General features: G+C 60.9%; 10 protein-coding genes. 3 read left to right on the forward strand and 7 right to left on the reverse strand.

Features of this window, described 5'->3' with window-relative positions:
• Nucleotides 1–265: 265 nt before the first annotated feature.
• Nucleotides 266–1,030: an exodeoxyribonuclease III gene (gene xth, locus V7080_RS19695; RefSeq protein WP_334190095.1), complete on the reverse strand. Its 765-nt coding sequence runs from the start codon at nt 1,028–1,030 to the stop codon at nt 266–268.
• 10 nt (nt 1,031–1,040) lie between these two features.
• Complete coding sequence (locus V7080_RS19700; protein ID WP_334190096.1) at nt 1,041–2,564, reverse strand: leucyl aminopeptidase; 1,524 nt, start codon at nt 2,562–2,564, stop codon at nt 1,041–1,043.
• A 252-nt stretch (nt 2,565–2,816) separates the two neighbouring features.
• Here V7080_RS19700 and lptF point away from each other — a divergent pair, with 252 nt between their 5' ends.
• The 3 genes from lptF to V7080_RS19715 are packed head-to-tail and all read left to right on the forward strand — an operon-like array spanning nt 2,817 to nt 5,466.
• Nucleotides 2,817–3,950, forward strand: a complete 1,134-nt coding sequence (gene lptF, locus V7080_RS19705) for an LPS export ABC transporter permease LptF (RefSeq protein ID WP_334190097.1) — start codon at nt 2,817–2,819, stop codon at nt 3,948–3,950.
• Nucleotides 3,947–5,074, forward strand: a complete 1,128-nt coding sequence (gene lptG / locus V7080_RS19710; RefSeq protein ID WP_334190098.1) for an LPS export ABC transporter permease LptG — start codon at nt 3,947–3,949, stop codon at nt 5,072–5,074. Before lptF ends, lptG begins: the two co-directional genes overlap by 4 nt.
• 14 nt (nt 5,075–5,088) lie before the next feature.
• Nucleotides 5,089–5,466, forward strand: a complete 378-nt coding sequence (locus V7080_RS19715) for a sirohydrochlorin chelatase (RefSeq protein ID WP_334190099.1) — start codon at nt 5,089–5,091, stop codon at nt 5,464–5,466.
• Between the two features lie 182 nt (nt 5,467–5,648).
• Here V7080_RS19715 and cobA read toward each other — a convergent pair whose 3' ends face one another.
• The 5 genes from cobA to V7080_RS19740 all read right to left on the reverse strand — a co-directional run.
• On the reverse strand, nt 5,649–6,353 hold the full coding sequence (gene cobA, locus V7080_RS19720) for a uroporphyrinogen-III C-methyltransferase (RefSeq protein WP_334190100.1): 705 nt from the start codon (nt 6,351–6,353) through the stop codon (nt 5,649–5,651).
• Between the two features lie 38 nt (nt 6,354–6,391).
• The gene (locus V7080_RS19725) at nt 6,392–7,714 is read right to left on the reverse strand and encodes a sulfate adenylyltransferase subunit 1 (protein ID WP_334190101.1); all 1,323 of its coding nucleotides are present in this window, start codon (nt 7,712–7,714) and stop codon (nt 6,392–6,394) included.
• Nucleotides 7,714–8,649, reverse strand: a complete 936-nt coding sequence (gene cysD, locus V7080_RS19730; protein WP_334190102.1) for a sulfate adenylyltransferase subunit CysD — start codon at nt 8,647–8,649, stop codon at nt 7,714–7,716. The genes V7080_RS19725 and cysD overlap by 1 nt, the downstream gene beginning before the upstream one ends.
• A gap of 135 nt (nt 8,650–8,784) precedes the next feature.
• Nucleotides 8,785–9,504 carry a phosphoadenylyl-sulfate reductase gene (locus tag V7080_RS19735; RefSeq protein WP_334190103.1) on the reverse strand — a complete coding sequence of 240 codons (720 nt, stop codon included), beginning with the start codon at nt 9,502–9,504 and terminating at the stop codon, nt 8,785–8,787.
• Nucleotides 9,501–9,709, reverse strand: a 209-nt coding sequence (locus tag V7080_RS19740; protein WP_334190104.1) for a DUF934 domain-containing protein, incomplete at its 5' end; no start/stop codon positions are given. The genes V7080_RS19740 and V7080_RS19735, both read right to left, overlap by 4 nt.

The following is a 9,709-nucleotide window of genomic DNA, read 5'->3' on the forward strand; positions in this document are numbered from 1 at the left end:
CCTTTTAGCGACGCCAAAAGTGACGCGGTCAAAACGGATCAGAAGCGAAATTTGTTTGAGCCGAAGGCGAGTTTATTTCGCTTCCCGTTTTGATCGTGTCACTTTTGGGCACCCCGAAGGGGCGGCGATAACGGGGTCGCCTTTTTTGCCTTCTTTTTTGGCGAAGCAAAAAAGAAGGTGGCCCGCCGGGGCCAGTCCCGGCTAGCATCCACGGAGAACAACACGCATTGCATCACCGAAGAAACCAATCAATCTGTCAAACTCATCACGCCAACGTAGCCACCACCGGCGTATGATCCGACGGCTGCTCCCACTTCCTCGGCACCTTATCCACCACACACCCGGTGCACCGCGCAGCAAGCGCCGGCGACAGCAGAATATGATCAATCCTCAACCCCATATTCCGCCGGAAAGCCATCATCCGATAATCCCACCAGCTGTAAATCTTTTCCGGCTGCTCGAACAAGCGAAACGAATCCTTGAATCCAAGTTCCAGCAAGCGCCGGAATTGCGCCCGCTCCGGCTCCGACACCAGCACCTGGTCCTTCCACGCCACAGGGTCGTGTACATCACGATCATCCGGCGCAATGTTGTAGTCCCCCAGCAGGGCGACGCCATCATGCTGCCCGAGTTCATCCGCAAGCCAGTCATGCAGCCCGTCGAGCCAGCGCAATTTGTACTGGTACTTGTCCGAGTCGATCGACTGGCCGTTCGGGATGTAGGCGCAGATCACCCGCATGCCTTCGATGGTGGCGGCGATGATGCGCTGCTGCTCGTCTTCAAAGCGCGGGTTGTTCTTCACTACCTCGCTCATCGGATGCTTCGACAGGATTGCGACGCCGTTGTAGGTCTTCTGGCCGGTGAAGATGACGTGGTAGCCCGCGGCTTCGATCTCGGCGGACGGGAACTTGTCATCGGTGAGCTTGGTTTCCTGAAGACACAGCACATCGATGGGATTGTCCGCCAGCCACTGCAGTACCTGCGGCAGGCGGACCTTCAGCGAATTGACGTTCCAGGTGGCGAGCTTCATGCAACGATGCTCACGCCGACTTCCGGCCGTTGGCCTGCGCCCTGTCGAGCAGGAAGGCGGTCAGCATCGGCACCGGGCGTCCCGTCGCGCCTTTTGCCGCGCCGCTTTTCCATGCGGTGCCGGCGATGTCGAGGTGCGCCCAGGTGTACTTGCGGGTATAGCGCTCGAGGAAGCAGGCGGCGGTAATGCTGCCGGCCGGCGGGCCGCCGATATTGGCCATGTCGGCGAAGTTCGACTTCAACTGTTCCTGGTAGACGTCTTCGATCGGCATGCGCCATGCGGTATCGCCGGTGGCCTTGCCGGCCGCGAGCAGATCATTGGCGAGTTCATCGTGCGCATCATCGTGGCGGGTGAACAGGCCGGTATTGTGATGGCCGAGAGCAGTGATGCAGGCGCCGGTGAGGGTAGCGATGTCGACCACCGCCGCAGGCTTGAAGCGCTCGACGTACGTGAGCGCATCGCACAGGATCAGGCGGCCTTCGGCGTCGGTGTTGAGGATCTCAATGGTCTGGCCGGACATCGAGGTCACGATGTCGCCCGGCTTGGTGGCGCGGCCGGACGGCATGTTTTCGCAGCTCGGAATGACACCGATGACGTTGAGCTTCAGATCCATTTCGGCGATGGCGCGGAACGTGCCGAGCACCGAGGCCGCGCCGCACATGTCGTACTTCATCTCATCCATCGAGGCGCCCGGCTTGAGCGAGATGCCGCCGGTGTCGAAGGTGATGCCCTTGCCGACCAGCACGACGGGCGCATCCTTCGCCTTGCCGCCCATGTGTTTGAGTACGATGAACTTCGGTGGCTCGTCGGTGCCGCGTGTGACGGACAGGAAGCTGCCCATCTTCAGTGCCTCGAGCTGCTTGCGGTCGAGCACCTCGACGCCCAGCTTGAATTCCTTTGCGAGTTTCTTGGCGGTATCGGCAAGATAGGTTGGTGTGCAGACGTTGCCGGGCAGGTTCCCCAGGTCCTTGGTCAGGTCCATGCCATTGGCGAGAGCCACACTTTGAGCGACGACGGTTTTCAGTGCGCCGGTGTCCGTTGCCGATGCGGCAATGGTGACTTTGCGCACGCCAGCCTGCTCGGGCTCCTTCTTGCTTTTCATTACATCGAACCGGTAGTCCGCGTCGCGCAGCGCGACGACCGTTGCCCGTACGGCCCATGTCGCGTCCCTGTCCTTGATTTTGTCGACAGGCAATGCAATCACGGCGTCGTTCGAGCCGAGGCTGGCGAATACCTTGGCGACTGCTTGCGCGGCGGTCAGAAAATTCTTTTCGGTGGGAGTGTCCTCGTTGCCCATGCCTACAAGGAGAACACGTTCGGCCGCAATGCCGTCGACATTGCGGAGAAGCAGTGTGGATCCGGGCTTGCCGGAGATGTCGCCCGACTTTACGGCGGCGCTGATGGCGCCTTTGCGGTCGAGCTCACGTGCAGTATCGGACAGCTTTTTGTTCTCGAAAACGCCGACCGCGATGCAGCCGGATTTGATGCTGGAAACGCCGGTTTTGGCGTCAATAGTTTTTATGCTAAAGTCCATGAGTCACTCCTTATCCAGCCGCAATTATAGAGCGTATCCGGATATCGACAATGCGCGACACCCCGTAACAAAAGCCACAATGGGCAGCAACGCCGATGTGATCGTGCAGGAACGTGACGCACATCAAATAATCAAAAGCCGGTCCGCATTGCCATGTTTGCATCGAGGCTTTCGCATGCCGCTTCATGCCGACCCGGAATGGTTCCCGCTGCGATGATCCGAATCCACGTACTGAAATAGGCCTTATCCCGAATGATTTTTCAGCGCGCTCTTCGCCGCGAATTGACAAGCACTGCCGGCGCGGTCTTCACCACCTTATTCACCATTACCATCACCATCATGCTGATCCGCATCCTCGGCCAGGCCGCTGGAGGAAGGGTCGCTTCGCAGGACGTTGTGGCATTGATCGGTTTCGCGGCACTCAACTACCTGCCGATCATCCTGATTCTTACCGGCTTCATTTCGGTGCTCCTGGTCGTCACCCGCAGTTACCAGGATTCCGAGATGGTGGTCTGGTTTGCATCCGGCCTCAGCCTGTCGAGATGGATACGGCCGGTGCTGTCATTCGGCATCCCGATTGTCGTGCTGACCGGCGCGCTGAGTTTCGTGCTGACGCCATGGGCCAACCGGCAGAGCGCCGAGTTCCGCGAACGCTTCCAGAAGCGCGAGGACATCGCCAAGGTATCGCCCGGCAAGTTCCAGGAGTCGTCGTCATCCGACCGGATTTTTTTCGTCGAGGCCGTGACGGGCGACGCCGCCAAGGTCAAGAATGTCTTCGTCAACACGGTCAAGGACGGCCGCACCAGCGTGGTGGTCGCCGAAGAGGGCACGATCGAGATCGATGAGCGCGGCGACAAGTTCCTGGTAATGAGCCAGGGCCGCCGCTACGACGGCGTGCCGAACCAGTCGGATTTCCGGATGATGGAATTCGAGCGGTACGGCGTACTGGTCGCCCGGCAGTCGGAAGCCCTGGTTGGCGATACGTCCGCCCGCTCGCTGTCGACATTGGCATTACTGGCGAATCCAAACAATTTCAACTTGGGCGAATTGCTCTGGCGTTGCTCGCTGCCGCTTATGTGCCTGCTGCTGATGCTGCTGGCGATCCCGCTCGGCTTCGTCAACCCGCGCGCCGGCCGCTCCGCCAACCTGATGATCGCGCTGGTGCTGGCGGTGGTCTACAGCAACATGGTGAGCGTATTCCAGGCGTCGGTGGTGCAGGGGCGCATGTCCATCATGCTGGCATGGTGGCCCATGCACCTGGTCGCGCTGCTGATGATCCTGCTGCTCTTTACCTGGCGGGTGAAGGTGAACAGCCGGTACCATCCCGCGATTTTGTGGGGCAGGTTCCGGCGGACGCTCGCGATGAAGAAGGCAGGCGCGTCATGAGAGTGATCGATAAATACCTGACGAAGGAAGTCGTCAGTTCCGTCGTATTCGTACTGATCGCCTTCCTGGCCCTGTTTGCATTCTTCGACCTGATCGGTGAATTGAAGGATGTCGGTCGCGGCGGCTACCGGGTCCAGCATGCGTTCCTGTATGTCTTGATGGGAATGCCGGGCTACACCTACGACCTGATGCCGATCGCCGCGCTGATCGGCACGATCTATGCGCTCGCGCAACTTGCCGCAAGGTCCGAATTCACCATCATGCGAGTGTCGAGCATGTCGACACGGACCGCCGGCCTGATCCTGGCAAAGGTCGGCTTGCTGTTTGTCGCGCTGACCTTCCTGTTCGGCGAGGTGATTTCCCCGGTCACCAGCGAGATGGCGGAAAAACTCAAGCTGCAGGCACAGGGATCGTCGGTATCGCAGGCGTTCCGGTCGGGGCTGTGGACCAAGGATGTCATCCGGGAGAACGGCCTTAGCGGTGCGAACGTCGGATCGCGCTTTCTCAATGTGAGGGAAGTCAGTCCCGACGGTCAGCTCAAGGGTGTGAAGATGTATGAGTTCGACCGCGATTTCCGCATGACCGCGCTGGTAACCGCCGATCACGCGCGGTACGTAGGTGAAAATACCTGGCGCCTGGTGAATGTTTCGGAAACGACGTTCCCGCGGGCGCCTTCCGGACCGCAGACCAAAGTGAAGACTGAAACCGTGCAGGCGCGCGACCTGGTGTCGGAGATCACGCCGAACATCCTGTCGGTCCTGTTCGCAGATCCGGACCGGATGTCGGCGCGTAACCTGTCCGCATACACCAAGCACCTGGCGGAAAATAACCAGGACAAGGAGCGCTATGAAATGGCGCTCTGGAAGAAGATGATTTACCCGTTCGCGGTGCTGGTGATGATGGCGCTGGCCCTGCCGTTCGCTTACCTGCATTTCCGCGCCGGGGGCGTCAGCCTGAAGATTTTCGTCGGCATCATGATCGGCGTAAGTTTTCAATTGATTAACAGCCTGTTCTCCCACCTCGGGCTACTGAACACCTGGCCGGCGCCGGTCACCGCCGTGCTGCCGAGCGCGATGTTCCTGCTGGCCGCGATTGGTGCTCTTTGGTGGGTTGAAAGGCATTAGGAAAGGCAAGAGATATGAAAACGCGCGCACTCGTCATGTTCGCCCATGGTGCAAGGGATGCCCGTTGGGCCATTCCGTTTGAACGGCTGCAGGCGTTGGTCCAGCAGCAGTCACCGGATGTCGAGGTGTCCCTCGCATTCCTGGAATTGATGACGCCGCGCCTGCCGGAACTGGTGCAGCAGCTCGAAGACAAGGGCGTCACCGAAGTCACGATTGTCCCGGTGTTTTTTGGCCGGGGTGGACATCTGCTGCGCGACCTGCCGGAGATGGTCGAGCAGTTGAAGCATGATCATCCGGAATTGACGATGAAGGTTGCCGGTGCGGTGGGGGAGGATGACGGGGTGCTGAATGCGATTGCGAAATACTGTGTTGATAGTTTGGGGGCACAGTAGCACCGAGAATCGCCGTGGCATACTGCTACCCCATCCGATCGATGGCTGTAAGGTTCCTGCCCCCAGTAAGGGGGAAGGCGCTTTTCGGAGAGCAAAATTAACTCAGCAAGATCATGAATTCTTGAAATCCGAGGATTCAGCGACAACTTGCGATGCATCAGCACGAGCGTAACGCCCGGTAGCTACCCCCGCCTCCCAAGCGCCTCGCCAAACATTACCAGCACCGGCCCATGACACTGCGCCAGTCCGCGTTCCAGTTCCGATAGCTGCAGATACATCACCCGCTCATCGGGACGGCTGCAGTTTTCCACCACGATCACCGGTAGCGTCGGCGGACGGCCTTGTTCCATCAGTTTCTGCGCCGTCGTGATCGCTTCCTTGCCGCCCATGTACTGGATCAGCGTGTCGCAATCGGGGAGGGTGGTCTGTTCCGGATGGTTGGGCGCGGTGCTGGAAGTAAAGAAAGCCACGCTGCGTGCAACCCCGCGTTTCGTCAGCGGCTGCCGGGTGGACGCGGCGGCGGCAAGTGCGGCGGTGATGCCGGGAATGATCTCAACATCGATGCCCATCGCTTCCAGCGCCCGAAGTTCTTCATCGGCTCGCCCGAACATCATCGGATCGCCACCCTTGAGCCTGACGACAAGGCGATACTGCCGGGCGCAATCGATCAGCTGTTGATTGATCAGGGTCTGGGCGGTGGACCGCTGACCCGAACGCTTGCCGACCGGGATGAGAACTGCCTGCGGGCAGAGTTGCAGCATCTCTCCAGTCACCAGCGCGTCGTGCAGCACGACCTCCGCTTGCGCAAGGATACGTGCCCCGCGAACGGTAATCAGGTCTGCTGCCCCCGGTCCTGCGCCGATGAGAAACACCTTGCCAAAACTCATCGTACGATCCCGGGGACCATCTGCGACGGCGGAATGATTCAGGCGAGCCTGATCATGCCTGCGGCGACTGTCTGGTGCGTGACTTCGTCGATCAGGATGAATGCGCCGGTGGCGCGGATCGCATCGTATGCATCGGCGGCCAGCGGCTGCTGGACGTTGATCGACACGGTGGCGATATCGTTCAGCGACAGCGAGTCGGCGGTGCGGCGCTCCTGGGTATTGACGTCCAGCAGCGTGTCGATGCCGGTGACCCGCGCGCCGACCTGCTTGGTGGTGTGCTTGAGCCAGTACTTGCGCCGCATGTCGAGCGGTTCTTCCGACAGCCAGCAGACTTCCGCCTTGACCGTCTTCAGGAGGGTTGCCGGGCTGCCGGCGGCAGCCAGCATGTCGCCGCGCGAGATGTCCCGGTATTCCTCCAGCAGAAGCGTGACCGACTGGCCGACCACCGCCGAATCCAGGGAGCCGTCCAGGGTGACGATGTCTTTCACCGTCGCCGTCTGCCCGCTTGGCTGCACCACCAGCTTGTCGCCCTTGCTGACCTTGCCGGCCTCGATGCGGCCCATGTAGCCGCGGAAGTCGTTGGCTTCATGACCGTTGTGGCGCGCCACCAGCTGCACCGGAAAACGGAAGGGCTCGTCGTGCGATTCGTCGTAGACCGACAGCGATTCCAGCAGCTGGATCAGGGTCGGCCCCTTGTACCAAGGCATTTTGTCGCCGGCATCGACGACATTGTCTCCGGCCAGTGCGGAGAGCGGGATCGGATGAATGTCCTTCAGGCCCAGTTGGTCTGCGAATGCCTGGTATGCGCCGACGATGCGGTCGTATGTCGTCTGGTCGTAGTTCACCAGGTCCATCTTGTTGACGGCGACGATCACATGCTCGATGCGCAGCAGATGGGCGATGGTCGAATGGCGCTTGGTCTGCGTCAGCAGCTCCACGCTGCCGTCCTCGCCCAGCTTCACCTTGGATACGTCGATCAGGATGATCACCGCATCGGCGGTGGATGCGCCGGTCACCATGTTGCGTGTGTACTGTTCGTGGCCAGGCGTGTCGGCGATGATGAACTTGCGTTTCGGCGTGGCGAAGTAACGGTAGGCGACGTCAATGGTGATGCCTTGCTCGCGTTCCGCTTCGAGTCCGTCGGTCAGCAGCGACAGGTCGATGGTGTCGCCGACGGTGCGCTTGTGCTTGGCGCGCGAGATCGAGTCGAGCTGGTCCGCGAAGATGCCCTTGCTGTCGAACAGCAGGCGGCCGATCAGCGTGCTCTTGCCGTCGTCGACGGAGCCGGCGGTGATGAAACGCAGCAGGCCGCGTTCCGCTTGCGCAGGTTTCGACAGATTTGTTTCGGCGATTGCGTTCATCAGAAATATCCTTCTTTCTTGCGTTTTTCCATCGATGCTTCCGATGTCTGGTCGTCCATGCGCGTGGCGCCGCGCTCGGTGATCTGGGTGACGGCGGTTTCGGCGATGATCGCGTCCACCGTCGCCGCATCCGACGTGACCGGGCAGGTGCAGGAGATATCGCCCACGGTGCGGAAGCGCACGACGCGGGTTTCCACTGTTTCGCCGTCACGCGGCGGCGTCAGGTCCGTCAGCGGCACCAGCAGGCCGTTGCGCGGGATGACCTGGCGCTCATGGGCGAAATAGATCTGCGGCAGTTCGAGCTTTTCGCGGGCGATGTACTGCCAGACATCCAGTTCGGTCCAGTTCGAAATCGGGAACACGCGTATGTTCTCGCCAGGGTGGACGCGGGTGTTGTACAGGTCCCAGAGCTCGGGGCGCTGCGCTTTCGGATTCCATTGGCCGAACTCGTCGCGAAAGGAAAAGATCCTTTCCTTGGCGCGCGCCTTTTCCTCGTCGCGGCGAGCACCGCCGATGCAGGCATCGAACTTGTGCTCGGCGATGGTTTCGAGCAGCGTGACCGCCTGGGCGGCATTGCGGGAATCGGTCTGCGGGTTGCGCAGTCGCACCGTGCCGCGCTTGATCGAGTCTTCCACCGAGCCGACGATCAGCTTTTCGCCGAGTTCCGCCACGCGCTTGTCACGGAAGGCAATCACTTCCGGGAAGTTATGGCCGGTATCGATGTGCACCAGCGGAAACGGGAACTTGCCCGGACGAAAAGCCTTTTCGGCGAGACGCAGCAGGACGATGGAATCCTTTCCGCCGGAGAAGAGCAGGGCAGGGTTGGTGCATTCGGCGGCAACCTCGCGCATGATGTGGATCGATTCCGATTCCAGCCAATCGAGATGGCGGTTGCTGGCGGCATCGAGGAAAAGTTTTTCGACTGCTGTGTTCATAGGTTTTGCTCAGGTCGATGAATTGATGGAGTCCGTTCCCGCCAGGTGGCGGGCAGGGGGATGCGGATCGATATGATCCATCCCGCATCTGGCCTCCCCCTGGCTTGGCGCCCTTGAGAGGGAGGGGCGTTCTTTCTATGCTACGGGTACCGCTTTGATCCTCACCAGCTTCCCGTCCACCACGTGCAGGCCGCATTCCTTGGTTTCCGGGTTCTCCCACCACCAGCGGCCCGCGCGGACATCCTCGCCCGGCTGGATGGCGCGGGTGCAGGGCTCGCAGCCGATGGACGGATAGCCTTTGTCGTGCAACTGGTTGTACGGCACGCCGTTGGTGCGGAGGTAGTTCCACACATCCTGTTCGGACCAGTCCGCCAGGGGATTGAACTTCGTCATGCCGTGCGCCTCGTCGTTTTCCTGCACGTCGAGCGCGGCGCGCGTGGTCGACTGCGCGCGGCGCTGGCCGGTGATCCAGGCCTTGTTGCCTGCGAGCGCACGGTTCAGCGGCTCGACCTTTCGAATGCGGCAGCACTCCTTGCGCATATCGATGCTGTCATAGAAGGCGTTGAGCCCATGATTGCTCACATAGGCATCGACGGCCGCTGCGTCCGGCTTGTACAGCTCGACGTCATGGCCATAGGTTTCCTTGATGCGGCCCAGGACGTCGAGGGTCTCCTTATGCAGGCGCCCAGTCTCCAGGGTGAAGATCCGGATCGGCAATCCTGCGCGCAGGATCATGTCCGTCAGCACCATGTCTTCCGCCGCCAGGCTGGATGCGAAAACCGCCGGCGAGAAGTCGCGCGCGATGCGCTCCAGTGTCGCCCGCGTTTCCGTCACCAGCGAAGCGTAGTCGCTCATGCCGGCTCTCCGGCGCGCTGCACGCGGCGGAACAGCGGCGACTTGCGGTCCCACGAGCTTTGGTAGGGTTCGGAGAAATCGGTCAGCCCTTTCAGCGCATCATGGACATCCCGGTCGGCGCGCACCACGAAGGCGTCGAAGCCGACGCGCGACATATAGAACAACTGGTCGCGCAATACGTCGCCGATGGCGCGCAGTTCCCCGG

The sequence above is a fragment of the Noviherbaspirillum sp. genome, assembly GCF_036846085.1.
Taxonomy (GTDB): Bacteria; Pseudomonadota; Gammaproteobacteria; order Burkholderiales; family Burkholderiaceae_D; genus Noviherbaspirillum.

What these genes read in the sequence shown, in the direction of transcription:
- xth (WP_334190095.1), bottom strand. Translation starts at nt 1,030, where the DNA reads ATGAAGCTCGCCACCTGGAACGTCAATTCGCTGAAGGTCCGCCTGCCG.
- V7080_RS19700 (WP_334190096.1), bottom strand. Translation starts at nt 2,564, where the DNA reads ATGGACTTTAGCATAAAAACTATTGACGCCAAAACCGGCGTTTCCAGC.
- lptF (WP_334190097.1), top strand. Translation starts at nt 2,817, where the DNA reads ATGATTTTTCAGCGCGCTCTTCGCCGCGAATTGACAAGCACTGCCGGC.
- lptG (WP_334190098.1), top strand. Translation starts at nt 3,947, where the DNA reads ATGAGAGTGATCGATAAATACCTGACGAAGGAAGTCGTCAGTTCCGTC.
- V7080_RS19715 (WP_334190099.1), top strand. Translation starts at nt 5,089, where the DNA reads ATGAAAACGCGCGCACTCGTCATGTTCGCCCATGGTGCAAGGGATGCC.
- cobA (WP_334190100.1), bottom strand. Translation starts at nt 6,353, where the DNA reads ATGAGTTTTGGCAAGGTGTTTCTCATCGGCGCAGGACCGGGGGCAGCA.
- V7080_RS19725 (WP_334190101.1), bottom strand. Translation starts at nt 7,714, where the DNA reads ATGAACGCAATCGCCGAAACAAATCTGTCGAAACCTGCGCAAGCGGAA.
- cysD (WP_334190102.1), bottom strand. Translation starts at nt 8,649, where the DNA reads ATGAACACAGCAGTCGAAAAACTTTTCCTCGATGCCGCCAGCAACCGC.
- V7080_RS19735 (WP_334190103.1), bottom strand. Translation starts at nt 9,504, where the DNA reads ATGAGCGACTACGCTTCGCTGGTGACGGAAACGCGGGCGACACTGGAG.